Source organism: Zobellia russellii (assembly GCF_044597075.1).
In the GTDB taxonomy this organism is placed as follows: Bacteria; Bacteroidota; Bacteroidia; order Flavobacteriales; family Flavobacteriaceae; genus Zobellia; species Zobellia russellii.
Genome location: NZ_CP139000.1, coordinates 969,067 through 985,041, shown reverse-complemented (window position 1 = coordinate 985,041; position 15,975 = coordinate 969,067). Strand labels below are relative to the sequence as shown.

Genomic DNA, 15,975 nt, shown 5'->3' with positions numbered 1-15,975 from the left:
TTTTATTTCTTCTTTTTATTACAGCGAATGAATTTATTGCTTTTATTTCATTCTACGTAAACTAGGCTCAATTATAATTGAATCTTCCCCTAATCGGGGATGTTTAACTCGGGCCTTAAGTATTTTGCCGTGTAACTTTTTTTGTCTTGTGCCACTTCTTCAGGAGTTCCCTTTGCTACGACTTTTCCGCCGCCGCGACCACCTTCGTAACCAATATCGATGATGTAATCGGCCATTTTAATGACATCCATATTGTGCTCAATTACCAATATGGTATTTCCTTTGTCTACTAATTTGGTCAAAACTTCCATTAAAACACGAATATCTTCAAAATGAAGACCTGTAGTAGGCTCATCCAAAATATAAAATGTGTTACCGGTGTCCCGTTTCGAGAGTTCCGTGGCCAACTTAATCCGTTGCGCCTCACCCCCTGAAAGGGTTGTGGATTGCTGGCCTAAAGAGATGTAACCAAGACCCACGTCTTGAATGGTTTTTAATTTTCTATGAATTTTTGGAATGAGCTCAAAAAAATCAACGGCTTCGTTAATGGTCATTTCCAAAACATCTGCTATGGATTTGCCCTTATATCGTATTTCCAAGGTTTCCCTATTGAAACGCTTCCCGTTACAGGTTTCGCATTCTACATAAACGTCCGGTAAAAAATTCATTTCAATTACCCGTAGACCACCACCTTGGCATGTTTCGCATCTACCACCTTTTACGTTGAAACTAAACCTACCGGGTTTATAACCTCGTATGGCAGCTTCGGGTGTTTTCGCAAACAAGGACCTGATTTCACCGAATACACCTGTATAGGTGGCTGGGTTTGATCTAGGAGTCCTTCCTATTGGCGACTGGTTAATATCAATTACCTTGTCTATATGTTCTAGGCCCGTTATTTTTTTATAGGGCATAGGTTTTTTTACCCCGTTAAAATAGTGGGCGTTCATAATAGGGTAGAGCGTTTCGTTTATTAATGTGGATTTTCCACTGCCCGAGACTCCGGTAACACCTATCATTTGCCCTAGCGGTAATGATATGGATACATTCTTAAGATTGTTCCCCGTGCATCCGGAAAGTGTGATTTTCTTTCCGTTTCCTTTTCTGCGTTTTTCGGGAACAGCAATCTGTTTTTTTCCAGTTATATAGTCCGCTGTAAGTGTATTTTCGTTCTTAAGGCCTTCCGGGGTACCTTGAGATATAATTTCACCTCCATGTTTTCCGGCCCTTGGGCCAATATCTATAACATGATCGGCACATTCGATCATATCACGGTCATGTTCCACAACAATTACCGAGTTGCCAATATCCCTTAGTGCTTCCAGCGATTGAATCAAACGGGTATTGTCCCGTTGATGCAGACCAATACTAGGTTCGTCTAAAATATAGAGGACGCCCACCAATTGGGAGCCAATCTGAGTAGCCAATCGTATTCGTTGTGCTTCCCCTCCGGAAAGGGATTTTGAACTTCGGTTCAAGGAAAGATAATCTAGGCCTACATCTAAAAGAAACTGAATTCGGGTCTTGATTTCTTTGATGATTTCCTCGGCAATCTTCAGTTGATTGCCTTCCAGTTTTTTCTCCAACCCTTTAAAGAAAAGGGCTAGTTCGGCAATATCCAAATGGGCCAATTGCGCTATATTCTTTTCATCAACTTTAAAATAAAGTGATTCCTTACGCAAGCGGGAGCCTTCGCATACAGGACAAGAAACTTTATCCATATATTCCTTGGCCCAACGCTTTAGAGCTGTTGTACCGGCCTCTTCATATTGGTTTTTGATAAAATTGGCAATGCCTTCGTAGTCAATTTTATAGTTTCGTTTAACTCCCAACGTCTTGGAATCTACCTCAAAACTTTCATGCCCTCCATGAAGCAATATATTAATAGCTTCATCCGAAATTTTGGAAATGGGATCCGTAAGTTCAAATCCGTACCGTTGGGCAATGGTCTCTATTTGCTTAAAGGCCCATGATTTTTTATAATCCCCTAACGGAGCAATTCCCCCGGACTTTATGGATAACTTCTTATTGGGGAAAATCTTTTTCTCGTTTACTTCGTAGACGTGACCCAATCCGTTGCAGTTGGGGCACATACCTTTTGGGGAGTTAAAAGAAAAAGTGTTCGGTTCAGGAACTGGATAGGATATACCGGTTGAGGGGCACATGAGGTCCCTGCTGAAATACCGTGCCACAGATTCTCCTTCTTCCAGTACCATAAGAACATTGTCACCGCTATACATGGCGGTGTTTAGGGTTTCGGAGAGGCGTTTATCCATCTCTTCGGAATCAGTTACTTTAAGGCGGTCTATGACAATTTCAATGTCGTGGGTCTTGTACCGATCCACTTTCATCCCTTTGGTAATATCCTTTACTTCGCCATCAACTCTAACCTTTACAAAACCTTGCTTGGCAATCTGCTCAAAAAGCTCTCTATAATGCCCTTTTCTGGATTTAATGACCGGAGCCAAGACATTTATCTTTTTACCGTTGTAATCTTTTTTGATAAGCTCCTTTATCTGCTCATCACTATAACTCACCATTTTTTCTCCGGTGTTATAGCTGTAAGCATCTCCGGCACGTGCAAAAAGTAAGCGAAGGAAATCGTAAATTTCGGTAATTGTACCTACTGTGGAACGGGGAGATTTTGACGTGGTCTTCTGTTCAATGGCGATAACGGGAGATAGACCATCAATTTTATCCACATCGGGTCTTTCCAGGCCACCTAGAAACTGTCTGGCGTAGGCCGAGAACGTTTCAATGTAACGCCGTTGCCCTTCGGCATAAATCGTGTCAAAAGCAAGTGAGGACTTACCACTTCCTGAAAGACCGGTTATAACTACCAGTTTCTCTCTAGGTATGGTAACATCTATATTTTTAAGGTTATGGACCCGAGCGCCCTGAACCTCAATATTTTCTTCGTAATCTATCATTTTCTATAGCAAAGTTGCAAAGGTACGTTTTTGACCTTTAACAAAGAAAGTCCCGTTACTTATGTCTATGTTAAGGAAACCCTTGAAAAACGTGCAGTTGCAGGTGATAATGGGTAAATGAAGTAAAATTTTATCGGATAGAATCCAATTTCATTAGCTACTCCCATTTGAGAAATTGGAACGTGTAATTAGACCGCTTTTTTCTCGCTTAAATATTTCCAGTAACGTTTGGGAACATGTTGTTTGTGCAACTTTAAATTGATGCGTGATTTAATATTTGTACTCTTGAAGTAATTATTCCAAAGGTCTTGGTAATCATACTCACTATCAGTAAAATGAGCACTCTTTTTTAGGCTATTTGTGTAGATGTCCTCTAAATCCAAAGACACAACTTCTACTTTGTTCAAATCATAAAAAATACCATACTTACGCTTTACATCATAAATTAACCATTGTTGATCAGCGTAACGGGACCGGAAGTGTTTTGAGATTAATGGCAATACATCAAAATCCGGCTCTATGTTGGAGAAATAGATATCGTCCTTTGTCAACTGAAACCGAACGAAAGCTTCCATGCGGTGCTTTTCGCGACCAACGGACCTTGCAGTTTGACTAATTTTTAGAACAACCCCATCCGAATAATCAGACGCTACAGAACTATCGGAAGCAAATAACTTTCGAATATAACGGTACAATAACAGCTCAATTCCCTTGATTTCGCTTAAGAAAGCAAAATAGACATCTTTAATAGCGGTATGGCTCTTTTTGTCAATACCGTTCCAGACCCGTTTTGCTTTGTCCATTTGGGTAAAAATAGTCTCAGTTTCAGAAAAGAGTCCGCTTTGTGAAGCTGTGTTCTTTTGAATATCCGCTATTTGAACTTTTTCATCAAAAGCTACAAAAATAGCTGTCAAAAATCCGTTAAAACTTCCATCGTAAATTAAAGTTTTTGTAGCATTCATAGTTCTATATTTTGTTCTGTTCGTAAACTGTTTCTGTCAACCAAAAATCAACTGAATAACTGCAATTGATTACTATATTCCTTTCTAAATTTTCCAACGGAGTTTTGAAGTATAAGTCCTTTTATTTTAGCTCCTTCCATATCCTTGTGTTCCCATCTATTAGAGTCACAAACAATAAAGTATTTCGCCCTGTTCAAGGCAACACCTATTTTCTTTAAATGGTCCCAGTTTAGCTTTCTGAAACGACGTGCATGAATAATTTTATGTACCGATTTCATTCCTAAGCCAGGCACACGGGCCAATACACTCTTATCAGCCTTATTGATGTCAACAGGAAAATATTGCATATTACGTAGGGCCCAGCCTAATTTGGGGTCTACATCCATATCTAGATTAGGGTGGTCGTTATTTAGGATTTCCTGAACACCAAATCCGTAAAAGCGCAAAAGCCAATCGGTTTGGTATAAGCGGTTTTCACGGAGCATGGGCACTTGGGTTCCAATAGCCGGAAGCCTGCTATCCTCGGCAACGGGAACATAACCGGAATAGTAGACCCGCTTCATATTGTAGTTTTTATAATAATGGGTAGCAGAGTACATGATATCCTTATCCGATTCCCCGGTTGCACCAACAATCATTTGGGTGCTTTGTCCTGCAGGAGCATATTTGGGCGTGCTTTTAATTATTTTCTTCTCAGATTTATATTGAATAATCTCATTTTTGACCTTTAGCATAGGTTTTGTGAAGTCTTCGTGCTTCTTGTCGGGAGCCAATAGTTTTAACCCTGAAATGGTAGGGACCTCAATATTTACGGAGAGTCTATCTGCATACAGACCGGCTTCCCGCATAAGTTCATCACTGGCACCGGGAATGGATTTTAAGTGGATGTACCCATTAAAATTCTCTTCCAATCTTAATTTTTTGGCCACGGCAACCAATCTTTCCATAGTATAATCTGGGCTTTTGAAAATGCCCGAGCTAAGAAAAAGACCTTCTATATAATTGCGTCTATAAAAATTGATGGTCAAATCTACCACCTCTTGAATTTTGAAAGCGGCCCGCTTAACATCATTGCTTTTACGGGTCACGCAATAGGCACAGTCAAAAATACAGTGATTGGTAAGTAATATTTTCAATAGTGAAACACAGCGGCCATCTTCGGTATAGCTGTGACATATACCCATACCACTGCTATCTCCAAGGCCTTGGGTGCTGTTTTTGCGGACGCTCCCACTACTGGAGCAGGAAACATCATATTTAGCGGCATCAGCCAGGATGTTCAATTTTTCCTTGATTCTATCAAAAGATAAAGACATAAACGAATTTTGTATTTAATCCAAATTTATGGAAAAATTCCACATTATGGATATAATCCAAATAATATTTTGGAGTATGTCCAAATTGTGTATATTTGAAGGGGAAAGGTTAAGGCCGAGTTCTAATCTTTTCTTCAATTATTGATAATTCAGAATTGTATGGAAAATGAAATCACTTTAAAGCGTTTTACCGATGTTAGACGAGAACTAGGTTATACGCAAGCCGAGTTTGCCAAACTTTTGGGGGTGTCCAGTACCACGGCGGATATTGAACGTGGGCGGACCAAACTTTCAGGAAAAGTAGTGATGGAACTTCTAAAACAGTTTAAAATCAATCCGCTATGGTTATTCGGTGATAGCGAAAACCAATATTTGGAGACTTCCAAGGTAAGTGTAATTCCAAAAGTGGTAACCGTAGATAATGCCGGAAACGATAATATGGTTTTGGTTAATGCCAAGGCAGCAGCAGGTTACCCACAGAACATTCAAGATACAAGTTGGTACGAACAGCTTCCTGCGTTTGATTTGCCCATTCCGGAATTTAGAAATGCCACATATCGCGGATTTCAGGTAGATGGAGATAGTATGCTGCCCAATCTTAGGTCAGGGGAGTGGGTATTGGCCAAGGCCGTAGAGCACATAGATGATGTGAGTCAAAACAAAATGTATGTTGTGGTGCTAGAAGACGCCGTCTTGGTTAAAAAAGTAGAAAGGAGACCTAATTCCAACAATGTAACCTTGGTTTCACTCAATGAAACTTATCCACCTTACGATATTAAACCGTTTCAAATTCAGGAAATTTGGGAAGTAAGCAGTAGAATTACTTTTGGCGAAGATGCTACAACGGAAAAAGGGCTATTAAGACAATTGCAAGAATCTATGGACGAACTTAAAAGCCAACTTCGCCACGTTAAAAAAGTGTAAGCAAATCTAAGATTCTGCTATTTTAAGATTGTAAACACCGCTATTCCTTAATGTAAAACCAAGACTTTTATAGAGCGAAATTGCCGGTGTTCTATGGTGGCCGGAAAATAAAATAATCTCATCAAGATTCAGATGCTTGGCTTCTCCCAATAGTTTTTCCATCAATTTTCTACCGATGCCTTTTCCACGGTATTCACTGTCCACAACTACATCTTCAACCAATCCGCGATAACCGGAAATTACCTTGTAGGTAGCCAATAGAGCAATGCCCACAATATGACCTTCGTCTTTGCAAGCCGCTAAAATCACATGATTTTCATCTTGAAGTATTTGATGCAATGGTCTTTGTTTGTTCTTGTCATTCAGTTGTTTATACAAATTCTGAATTTCAACTTGTACTTGGTCGTTAAGGTTGTATTTGTGTAATATTTCAATGGTCATGTGTTGTAGTGTTTTAGTAAGATAAAACTAAGAATATATTGGTGATAAAGGTATTCGCTATTCTTAAAATTGACACAAAATAAGCTCGTTTCAATACAGCTCCGTATTAATACATGGTGTTAGGATTGGCCGATGTTTTTGGAATTTGCTGAATGGAATCCCAGTGTTCACATATTTTTCCGTAATCGTCAAAACGAAAAAAATCCATGGTGACGTACTGATCATTATCCGGCCAAATTTGGTGAGTGTGCAGGGCTACTAAATTTCCTTCGGCAACGGCGCGTACAAATTCAATAGATTTCTCAGGGTATTCCCGTTGCATTCTTTCAAAATAATCAATGAACCCCTGTGGGCCATTGGCAACATGCGGATTATGTTGAATATAAGTACCCCCGCAATAAGTTTCAATAGCAGCTTTGGGGTTTCCTTCGTAGGCCATCTTATAAAAAGCTATGGCATTTTGTTTGTTTCTTTTAGTGTTCATATTCCCCAAAATTTAAGTTGAAAAGTATATAACCCTTAGCTAGAGGGAGAACGATATTTTAATACCTTGGATAATCATATCCGTTCCTATGATAGCTATGATCAAACCCATGATTTTCCCGATTACGGATATAACGTTGTTCCCGATTTTTTTGATAAACCATTCACTTAACATAAAAGTAAAATAGGTCATAAAACATAAGAGTCCGAAAATAAGTATGACCATTCCTATTTTAATGTAGCCCGCGTTAGAAACAAAGTTCATGCCGGTCACTATAGTACCGGGGCCTGCCAGTATGGGTATGGCTAGAGGTGAAATGGCAATGTTTTCATCAATATTCGTTTCTTTTAAATGCTTTACATTGGATTTTTTGGATTGCAGCATATCAAACCCAACTACAAAAACCAAAATACCTCCTGTAATTTTAAATGCAGGTATGGTAATACCGAAAAGAAGAAAGATAAACTTTCCTAGAACAAGAAATACGGTTACAATAATGAAAGCCGTAAATGTGGCTCTTTTGCTAATGTTCCGTTGTGTTTTTCTATCCGCTCCTTCAACCAAGGATAAAAAAATAGGCATGTTGGAAAGTGGATTCATTATGGCGAAAAAACCAGTGAACACAGTAATTGAAAAGGTAAGAAGGTTGTCCATTTAAAATTCTAATTTCTTTAAAAGAAAGCTAATATCACTCTTTTGTACATGACATTTAACTCTCTCAGTTTCCCATCTAAGGTTAGGATTTACAAGTTAGTTAAAATAAATGGCACCTTGTATAAGCAATAAAAGAGATTATTATAAATGGAATATCACAAAAGATTAGACCCTAAACAGGGATGGATAACTACGTTCAAATTCCTTTTTAAAGCCTAACGGAATTGTTTTGTGTAGGCGGATACTTTTACAACTATTGAATTTCATGAATGCTTGTAACTCTTTGTTCAAAGCACTGGAGAATTCTTCTATTTTTTTTAAATCGGGTTCCAAGGTCAGCTGAAGAATATTCAATATGCCTTTCTTTCTATCGGCTTTGCTGTCCATCCGGGCCACTAGCTTTCCATTCCATAAAATAGGCAAGGTAAAATAACCATGTTTTCGTTTGTGCTGGGGTACATAACATTCCAGCAGGTAATCAAATCCAAAAATCTCCTGAGTTCGTTTTCGTTGAATGAGCAAATTATCGAAGGGTGATAAAATTTTGAGTTTTTTTCGAGCTAACGGTCTGTTCAATAATTCAAGCGATTCCGGTAAAACAAAATAATCGGTCTTGGAAACCTGTACTTTTTGTATTTCGCCATCCTTGAGCATAAGGTCCAACGCTTTGGCAACTGTACCTTTTACGTTCTTAAGCAGGTACGTCATCTCGGAAAGTCTTCCCAATCCATTGGTCTGCAAATATTTTTTCACAAGGAAACGGGCATGTTCCATTTCTGTTGGAAGGGTAGTGTTTACAGTTAGGGGCAGTACCCTTTCGGTTAGGTCGTACACTTTATGAAAATTCACCCGTTCGGAAATCATTATATCGCCCTGCATAAATAAATTTTCCAACGCTTGCTTTTTGGGAGCCGTTTTCCATTCCCCATGTTTCACTCCCTTTTTATCAAAATCTTTGGCCATTAGCGGACCTTCAGCCTTAATACGGTCCACAACCCATTGCATAACCGCAGTATCCTGTTTAAACCAGTGTTTTTGTTTCCCGGTAGAAATGGCGTACTTACGGGGTAGGCTAAAACGATATTCTTCCATGGGAAGATAGGCAGCGGCATGGGACCAATATTCAAAAACTTTTTTATCGGCTACCAACGCATCCAAATGTGAGGATTGATACCGCGGATTCCGATTATATAAGGTATGGTGGTGTGCCCGTTCTATTACCGAAATGGTATCAATCTGAACATAACCTAAATGCTCTATAGTTTCCAGTGTTGCATTTACGGAAGAACCTGTTGCCTTTATGCCCGGTAGTCGCTGAGATAACAAGACTAGTTTTTGGGCTTCGCGAAGTGAAAGTTTTTCTTTTTCTAAATTCATCTAAATAATTCAGGGCCAGCTTTGATAAGAAAGTAAAAATACTAACATCTTTACTATTTTTTAGGGCAAAGACCATTAGATATGCTTAAAAAGTAGCCCATTTAATGAATAATGTTAAAAACATTATAAAAAGAGCTCAAAAAACATAAGAAAAAGTGTATTTCATCCGTTATTTAAGCAATTCATCCTATTTTCGTTCATCTCAAACAACCAAGAACCCTTTCATCAATGCAGAGATATAAAATACTGATCGCATCTGCGCTTATCGTTTTTACCTTATCAGCGCTTACTTCCCGGGTATTTCATTCTGAAACTACCGATACTCCCCAAAAAGCGGAAACCGCTGTTACCAACGTAGAAAAAACTCCCCGAAATAAAAAAGAAGCGCATCTGTACGCTTCAAGACAAAAAGAATTACACACTGCATTAAACGCCTATTTTAAGAAAGCCATTGCCAAGGGAAATGTAGTTGGGGCCGCTGTAAGTATCGTTAAAGGCGATTCTATTATGATTTCCGAAGGGTTCGGGAGAAAAAATAGTGTGGAGAGCAGTACTGTAAATGGTGAAACTGTGTTTAGGCTAGGTTCCCTGTCCAAGGGATTTGCCGGAATGTTGGCCGCCAATATTAAGGATGAAGGAAAGTTAGATTGGACGGATAGGGTAAGTGATTACCTTCCCGAGTTTGAGTTGGGCGACGGTACCAATACAAAAAATGTAACCCTGGCCAATATTCTTTCGCACACTTCTGGAACACCTTACCACAGCTACACCAATTTGGTAGAAGCGGGAATTCCCCTAACGGATATTGCCAAGCGTTTTAAAGAGGTTATGCCCATTAGCAAACCGGGAATCATGTACAGCTACCAAAATGCGATGTTCGCACTTTGTGGTGAGATGATGAAAAAAGCAACCGGAAAAAAGATAAATACACTTTTGGACGATCGGTTTTTTAAGCCTTTGGAAATGTGTACGACTACAACGGACTTTGAAACCTTGACACACGAATTGAATATTGCCATGCCCCACGTTAGAATCAGAAACGGCTGGAGAGCGGCACATATTCGTGATAACTATTACAACGCCGTTGCGGCGGGCGGAATCAGTTCAAATGCGCATGACATGGGCCGTTGGATGCGGTTTCTATTGGGCCACAACCCAGAGATTATGGAGAGCTCTGCTATTAACGAAGCGTTTAACCCGTTTATTGAAATTTCCGGGCACAGCAAATATTACCAGCGCTGGCCAGGCCACACCCGATCTTATTACGGGTTTGGATGGCGCATTCATAAGTTTACGGAAGACAATAGCAATTTTGAGAAAACCATCTGGCACCATGGCGGAAGCGTTAACAATTACCGAAACGAAATAGCCATTTACCCGGAAGCGGATTTAGGTATTTGCGTATTGCTGAACAATATGTCTCCCGTGGCCAAGACCGTCATTCCTGATTTGTACCAAATTGTTAAGGAAGTTTATCAAAAGGATGATGTTACTGCCCGTAAAATGCTCTAAGTTCTTGTTCGGCTATTTTGGCAAAAGAGCATAAAGCTATACCACAGTTGAAAAATGCTATTTGGGGCACATACCTTTGGTTAAGGACATGGCATGTTAGAACTATATCCCATTCTTTTAGCATTCTTAAATTTAATTGCTCTGACCCTCTGTTTTCATGGCTTTAAAACGCATCATGGCAACACCGTCCATTAAAAGAACCAGCTTGCCGTCCTCATCTATTTTATAGGCGTCTATTTTTTTAATCGTATTCAAAAAGAATTTTTCGCCTTGGCCACAGAACATTAGGGTAGTAGGCCCGGGCTCTCCAAAAGAAATTTCTTTACCCTTTACCGTAAACGGCGCCGAGTAGCCATTGCAACTGCTCGTACCCTGTACACGGCCTGTCTCCTCCATAAAAGTTATTTGTGGTTTCCGGTCAGGGTAGAGCCCCTGAAACGCAATGCGTGGTCCGGAAAGGTATTCCAGTTCCCAAAGTGTACCGTACAATGGGGTATCTGCAACTTTTTTAGTAGTGGAACAGGAAGTAAATATTAAGGCTATTGTTAGCAATAGAATAGAGATACCTGTTTTCATGAGATTTAATTATCCGTTAAGCCTTTCCTGTGGATTGAAAACCACTGGCAGGCGCTTATTTGAGAACGAAAATTAAACCAATAAAATAGAACAGAAAAAACTCCTGAGCAAAGACTTTGTTAATTTTGGTTTCCTATTTCTAAAGTATTGTTATTAACGCTTTTTGTTAAAAACCTTACGCTAATCTGTAAGGTACTATTTGTTAATGGGTGTATCTTAGTTGGTTTATATTTATATAGAGAGGTATATAGCAACTAGTTGCTATATACAATTGTTGTGTGTAAACTACCAAAATTAAATGGGAAAAGTAATTTGCAGATTCTGCAATGTTAACAGAGAAAAATCCAAGGAACATATATGGCCTAGGTGGCTCCAGAAACATTTAATTGGAAATACTAAATCGCACTTCAAGGGTATACATTTAGGTATGCCATTCGGTACAATTAGTGAACGAAATCAATCAGGAGAATCTCTAGTCTACGGGAATATTTGTGCTAGTTGCAATAATGGATGGATGGCGGAACTTGAAAATAAGTTCCGTCCAATTTATCTCGAAATTGAATCCGATTATAATAAGATAAAACATTTATCTAAATCTGAAAGAAGGGTAATTTGTTTATGGGGTCTAAAGACCGCAATGATGATAAATGCAGGTACAAATTACCGTCAAATAATTCCAGACTTGCATTTCAATCATTTGTTTAAATATAGAGAATTACCCAAAGACATAAAAGTTGACATATGCCTTATAGAATCCGATGACCTTCTAATGTGGAATCAGTCCAATATTTCTTTTGAGAGTTTCAAAACAACAGATTATGAAAAATCAGACCCATATGACTTGAGGAATAATTCCTATGTTATCTCATTACAAATAAATAAAATAGGGATAAAAATTATTCACTATAATGGACTTAAAGAAAAAAAGTACCAAATCCCTTTAGATAAAAATGAAAGTAACATAAGAATATGGCCTTATCAAAAAAACGAAAGCTTTAAACTATCTAATCCGTATGACAGTATATCCAGTTTTCATATTAATACGAGAATGGAAAAATAAAGTCTAAACACAACCTATAAACAATACGGGCTTAGGGTTTAATCGCAGGGGTTGTGTATTTTTATGAAGTCCGCAAAATCTTTTGGATTTTGCTTTGGACAGGAAAAGAGAAAACAAAACAAAAAGATTTTGCTATGTGCGTGACGGAAAGCAAACGCTAGTTTACTTCCTTACTTTTCATAGCTCAGTCGTTAGGCACAAGCTGAAAAACTATGAAGAAATTACCATTATTCTTTCTTATTATTTTCTTCGCCTGTAAAAGTAGCCCGTCAGGGACTAAATATTTACTGGACAAAAATGAAATTATAATAACAGATTCTGATGGACTAAATATTGATAGTGTTATCAATGGAATTGACCCAATATTCGGAGAACAAGGATTAAAAATTGTTCTTGACAAATCATACTCTGATTATTTTGAAAAAGATAACCATCCGAGTATATGGGTATTATCCAAAGAATTGGATATGGAATTAATTGAAAAAAAAATTTCTGAAAAATATGAAATTCTTTTACAGGCCAAAACCGGAGATGAAACAAATGATAAAAGCCTGACTTACAATTTTATGGTAAAATCTGATTCAATTCCAAATTCCTTAATATTCAATACGAAGTCCATTAAAAATAAAACCTATACTGTTTACTTTAAATCAATATCTGGCGAAAGTTCAAAAATGCGCAATGGATATTTTGACCTGGTAAATGGACTAAAATAAGCTAGTGCCTAACAAAACCTAAACGTAATGCTGGGTTTTGGGCTAAGTCTAAAGGTCTGTGTATTTTTATAAAGTCAGTAAAATCTTTTGGATTTTGCTCTGGACAAGAAAAATAAATCAAAACAATAAGATTTCGCTATGTACGTGGCGGAAAGCAAACGCAAGTTTGCGCCCGTACTGTTCATAGCTCATGCGTTGTGCTTCATTATAAAAAAATGAAAGAGGAAATTTTAAAACCAACATATATTAAGAATCCTGATTTTGTAACAGGAAAAAAGGACAAGATTGAATTCTACGATTTCGATTGTTTATCCTGTGAAAATAAGTTAAAACTGAATTATAAAGTCCAAATCGAAAATAGTTGGACAGGTAAAACGGAAAATATAAGCGAACAAGAATATGAAGGATTGAAGAAACATTACAACATTGGTTTGTCGCAAAAATCGAAAGATGGTGGATTTCCTGTATTTGACAAAATTGTTTGTAGTAAATGCCTATCTGAATACTATACATACGTTGGAGTCGATGAATTTAGCAACTCTGCATATTTCGTTCAAGTTCAAGGAATAATGTGTAGAGATAAAATATTATTCGTTGAAATTGATGAGAAAGGTAAATTAAACATTAGACCTTATTCAACAACTTATCCAATGATTTACCGGTCGGCAACTGAAGTTCATTGGGATAAGGACAAAAAAACTCTTTACTCGCCAAAACCAACGGACTGGAGTTATTTAGAATGGTATTTGCATATTTTAAGTGTTATTAAAACTGAATGTTCTGTTATACTCGAATTGACGGACAAAACGGAATGGGTAAATATCGGAAATGAATTGCGAGCGGAAATAACGAAAGCACAACAAAACCTATAAAAAATACGGGCTTTGAACTCTGAGGTCTATGTATATTTACCCAGTCGTTGCATCGTATGGATTTAGCTTTGACAAGAAAAATAGAACTTAACAATAGGTTTTAATTTTATTACTTAGACGTAAAATGGCCAGCGCGCCACCAGCCCGCTGCTGTCGCAGACCGCGTTCCCCTAACTGTTCACAGCTAAAACATTGAAGGAGATGACCTAAAGGCATGTTACTCCACTGCAAAAAAAATACACTGCATAAATAGCCTCTTTTTCACGACTCCCGTAGCACTTATTTTCCAAAACGGTCCGCGTATGCCGCTATTTTAAATAGGGCTCTATTGCTTTTATCAACTTTACTACCTACTTTAGACAACCACATACAACTGTCATATACTCTAGAAGTCACAGCAATCCTTCCCTCAGTAGGCTGCGTCTTACGGAAAATATCCCCCCGGACTGTTACCTTGCATTAAGGTCAAAATCACGTTATTGAAAGTTTTGCCAAGAATATAGTTTCTCTCAAATAAAATATTGAACCAATGACCTCTAACCAACCAATAGAACCTAAACAAAGAATTGAAATTCTGGACATCCTTAGGGGTTTCGCTTTACTTGGAATCATTTTCATGAACATGGGATTTTTTAGCGGATACGTTTTTATGCCCTTTGATGACCTTGAACAAATAACTGACTTTCAATTGGATGAAAAATTATATTCGTTTTTAGATGTCATAGTCACAGGAAAGTTTTACACCCTCTTCTCACTTCTTTTTGCCGTAGGGTTCTATATTCAATATGAAAAGAACAAAGAAGATTCCATTAATTTTTTAAAAACATATAGAAGAAGACTATTTTTTCTGTTGTTAATAGGATTTTTGCACAGTTTAATTTGGTTTGGAGACATTTTACTTGTCTATTCGATATTTGGTTTTATCCTCATTTTATTCCGTAATGTCAAGTCGAAGAATCTTATTCTCTGGTCGATATTTTTCCTGCTATTTCCACTTTTAATCGATTTATGTCTCTTGCCATTTTCTGAGGCTTTAAGTTCTGCTAGTCCTGAAAAAACGGCTGCCCTGGCCCATGTTCAATATCCGGATATGACCGTTGAAGCAGTTATACGTACATTCCAGAATGGTTCAATTTTAGACCTATTCTTTTTAAACATTCATAATCTTGTCTGGAAATACTTAGGTTATATTCCATCAGGGGGGTATTTTAAATTCCTTGGAATTTTTCTTCTTGGTTACTATTTCGCTTCAATTGAATTGTTTACAAAAAAAACAAAAACATCATTATTAATAACCAGTTTAATCGTAGGTCTTTTGGCTACTTTTTCAGCTAAAATAATTGGTGGAAGTTCCTATATGTTCCCATCAACTCCGTTAAATATGCTTTATAAGTTCTTAGTGTTAGCCGGCCAAATATTTATGTGCATTTTCTATATAACTTCCATATCTAAAATTGTTCAAACTTCTATAGGTAAAAGAGCATTTGGATATTTAATTCCTGTGGGGAGAATGGCTCTGAGCAATTACCTGTTTCAGACTATAATCATGATAATTATATTTTACAATTTTGGATTTAACTTAATTGGTAAAATTGGTTTACTGCATACATCAGGTATTGCTATTCTTATTTTAGTTTCACAAATTATTCTTAGCCATATTTGGTTAAGACATTTCAAATTTGGCCCCTTGGAATGGATTTGGCGTAGCCTGACTTATAAAAAAAGGATAAATCTCCGTTATCCAAATTACTATTCAGCCAAATGATGGAATTAACCCTTGGTGATAATGTAATAAAATAATAGCCTAAATAGTAGTAAATTCAAGATTTGTAGTCCGCTTCAACTTTCTTGTAACTTGTAAAGTAAGCACCACGCAGTCGGCTACTATACTTATGCTAACCGTTAGGGAGATGACCAGAAGGCCATGTTACTCCGCTGCAAAAAAACACATACTGCATAAATAGCCTCTTTTTCACGTGTCCCGTAGCACTTATTTTCCAAAACGGTCCGCGTATGCCGCTATATTAATTAGGGCTCTATTGCTTTTATCAACTTTACTACCTACTTTAGACAACCACACACAACTGTCATATACTCTAGAAGTCACAGCAATCTTTCCCTCGGTAGGCTGCGTCTTACGGAAAATATCCC

General features: G+C 37.7%; 14 protein-coding genes. 6 read left to right on the top strand and 8 right to left on the bottom strand.

Annotation, left to right across the window (positions count from 1 at the left end):
- Positions 1 to 89: 89 nt before the first annotated feature.
- The 3 genes from uvrA to SJY45_RS04145 all read right to left on the bottom strand — a co-directional run bounded on the left by uvrA (position 90) and on the right by SJY45_RS04145 (position 5,208).
- Positions 90 to 2,930, bottom strand: a complete 2,841-nt coding sequence (gene uvrA, locus SJY45_RS04155) for an excinuclease ABC subunit UvrA (RefSeq protein ID WP_400073387.1) — start codon at positions 2,928 to 2,930, stop codon at positions 90 to 92.
- Between the two features lie 188 nt (positions 2,931 to 3,118).
- Positions 3,119 to 3,892 carry a TIGR03915 family putative DNA repair protein gene (locus SJY45_RS04150; RefSeq protein ID WP_400073386.1) on the bottom strand — a complete coding sequence of 258 codons (774 nt, stop codon included), beginning with the start codon at positions 3,890 to 3,892 and terminating at the stop codon, positions 3,119 to 3,121.
- Between the two features lie 47 nt (positions 3,893 to 3,939).
- A complete protein-coding gene (locus SJY45_RS04145; protein WP_400073385.1) occupies positions 3,940 to 5,208 on the bottom strand; it encodes a putative DNA modification/repair radical SAM protein in 1,269 nt (422 codons plus the stop codon).
- A gap of 159 nt (positions 5,209 to 5,367) precedes the next feature.
- On the opposite strand from SJY45_RS04145, the gene SJY45_RS04140 reads away from it, so the two are divergent.
- Positions 5,368 to 6,132 (top strand): LexA family transcriptional regulator, encoded by a 765-nt coding sequence (locus tag SJY45_RS04140; protein WP_215912313.1) that lies wholly within the window; start codon positions 5,368 to 5,370, stop codon positions 6,130 to 6,132.
- Positions 6,133 to 6,138: 6 nt separating this feature from the next.
- Here the strand turns inward: SJY45_RS04140 and SJY45_RS04135 are convergent, their stop codons facing one another.
- The 4 genes from SJY45_RS04135 to SJY45_RS04120 form a co-directional block, all read right to left on the bottom strand.
- Positions 6,139 to 6,573 (bottom strand): GNAT family N-acetyltransferase, encoded by a 435-nt coding sequence (locus SJY45_RS04135; RefSeq protein ID WP_400073384.1) that lies wholly within the window; start codon positions 6,571 to 6,573, stop codon positions 6,139 to 6,141.
- Positions 6,574 to 6,679: 106 nt separating this feature from the next.
- Positions 6,680 to 7,057 (bottom strand): nuclear transport factor 2 family protein, encoded by a 378-nt coding sequence (locus SJY45_RS04130; protein ID WP_215440475.1) that lies wholly within the window; start codon positions 7,055 to 7,057, stop codon positions 6,680 to 6,682.
- 39 nt (positions 7,058 to 7,096) lie between these two features.
- Positions 7,097 to 7,711, bottom strand: coding sequence for a MarC family protein (locus SJY45_RS04125; RefSeq protein WP_215440474.1), 615 nt, complete (start codon positions 7,709 to 7,711; stop codon positions 7,097 to 7,099).
- 165 nt (positions 7,712 to 7,876) lie between these two features.
- On the bottom strand, positions 7,877 to 9,088 hold the full coding sequence (locus SJY45_RS04120) for a winged helix-turn-helix domain-containing protein (RefSeq protein WP_400073383.1): 1,212 nt from the start codon (positions 9,086 to 9,088) through the stop codon (positions 7,877 to 7,879).
- Between the two features lie 228 nt (positions 9,089 to 9,316).
- On the opposite strand from SJY45_RS04120, the gene SJY45_RS04115 reads away from it, so the two are divergent.
- Positions 9,317 to 10,600 carry a serine hydrolase domain-containing protein gene (locus SJY45_RS04115; protein WP_400073382.1) on the top strand — a complete coding sequence of 428 codons (1,284 nt, stop codon included), beginning with the start codon at positions 9,317 to 9,319 and terminating at the stop codon, positions 10,598 to 10,600.
- A gap of 132 nt (positions 10,601 to 10,732) precedes the next feature.
- Here SJY45_RS04115 and SJY45_RS04110 read toward each other — a convergent pair whose 3' ends face one another.
- Positions 10,733 to 11,176 (bottom strand): META domain-containing protein, encoded by a 444-nt coding sequence (locus SJY45_RS04110; RefSeq protein WP_400073381.1) that lies wholly within the window; start codon positions 11,174 to 11,176, stop codon positions 10,733 to 10,735.
- A gap of 298 nt (positions 11,177 to 11,474) precedes the next feature.
- Here SJY45_RS04110 and SJY45_RS04105 point away from each other — a divergent pair, with 298 nt between their 5' ends.
- The 4 genes from SJY45_RS04105 to SJY45_RS04090 all read left to right on the top strand — a co-directional run bounded on the left by SJY45_RS04105 (position 11,475) and on the right by SJY45_RS04090 (position 15,589).
- Positions 11,475 to 12,236, top strand: a complete 762-nt coding sequence (locus SJY45_RS04105) for a hypothetical protein (protein WP_400073380.1) — start codon at positions 11,475 to 11,477, stop codon at positions 12,234 to 12,236.
- A gap of 212 nt (positions 12,237 to 12,448) precedes the next feature.
- Entirely contained in the window at positions 12,449 to 12,952 is a 504-nt protein-coding gene (locus SJY45_RS04100) for a hypothetical protein (protein WP_400073379.1), read from the top strand.
- 215 nt (positions 12,953 to 13,167) lie between these two features.
- Positions 13,168 to 13,824, top strand: a complete 657-nt coding sequence (locus SJY45_RS04095) for a hypothetical protein (RefSeq protein WP_400073378.1) — start codon at positions 13,168 to 13,170, stop codon at positions 13,822 to 13,824.
- Positions 13,825 to 14,353: 529 nt separating this feature from the next.
- On the top strand, positions 14,354 to 15,589 hold the full coding sequence (locus tag SJY45_RS04090; protein WP_400073377.1) for a DUF418 domain-containing protein: 1,236 nt from the start codon (positions 14,354 to 14,356) through the stop codon (positions 15,587 to 15,589).
- Positions 15,590 to 15,975 lie beyond the last annotated feature (386 nt).

Bases quoted from the DNA above. Each gene is read 5' to 3' on its own strand.
- SJY45_RS04135 (WP_400073384.1), bottom strand. From the start codon at position 6,573: ATGACCATTGAAATATTACACAAATACAACCTTAACGACCAAGTACAA.
- SJY45_RS04140 (WP_215912313.1), top strand. From the start codon at position 5,368: ATGGAAAATGAAATCACTTTAAAGCGTTTTACCGATGTTAGACGAGAA.
- SJY45_RS04095 (WP_400073378.1), top strand. From the start codon at position 13,168: ATGAAAGAGGAAATTTTAAAACCAACATATATTAAGAATCCTGATTTT.
- SJY45_RS04105 (WP_400073380.1), top strand. From the start codon at position 11,475: ATGGGAAAAGTAATTTGCAGATTCTGCAATGTTAACAGAGAAAAATCC.
- uvrA (WP_400073387.1), bottom strand. From the start codon at position 2,930: ATGATAGATTACGAAGAAAATATTGAGGTTCAGGGCGCTCGGGTCCAT.
- SJY45_RS04150 (WP_400073386.1), bottom strand. From the start codon at position 3,892: ATGAATGCTACAAAAACTTTAATTTACGATGGAAGTTTTAACGGATTT.
- SJY45_RS04130 (WP_215440475.1), bottom strand. From the start codon at position 7,057: ATGAACACTAAAAGAAACAAACAAAATGCCATAGCTTTTTATAAGATG.
- SJY45_RS04100 (WP_400073379.1), top strand. From the start codon at position 12,449: ATGAAGAAATTACCATTATTCTTTCTTATTATTTTCTTCGCCTGTAAA.
- SJY45_RS04145 (WP_400073385.1), bottom strand. From the start codon at position 5,208: ATGTCTTTATCTTTTGATAGAATCAAGGAAAAATTGAACATCCTGGCT.
- SJY45_RS04110 (WP_400073381.1), bottom strand. From the start codon at position 11,176: ATGAAAACAGGTATCTCTATTCTATTGCTAACAATAGCCTTAATATTT.
- SJY45_RS04090 (WP_400073377.1), top strand. From the start codon at position 14,354: ATGACCTCTAACCAACCAATAGAACCTAAACAAAGAATTGAAATTCTG.
- SJY45_RS04115 (WP_400073382.1), top strand. From the start codon at position 9,317: ATGCAGAGATATAAAATACTGATCGCATCTGCGCTTATCGTTTTTACC.
- SJY45_RS04120 (WP_400073383.1), bottom strand. From the start codon at position 9,088: ATGAATTTAGAAAAAGAAAAACTTTCACTTCGCGAAGCCCAAAAACTA.
- SJY45_RS04125 (WP_215440474.1), bottom strand. From the start codon at position 7,711: ATGGACAACCTTCTTACCTTTTCAATTACTGTGTTCACTGGTTTTTTC.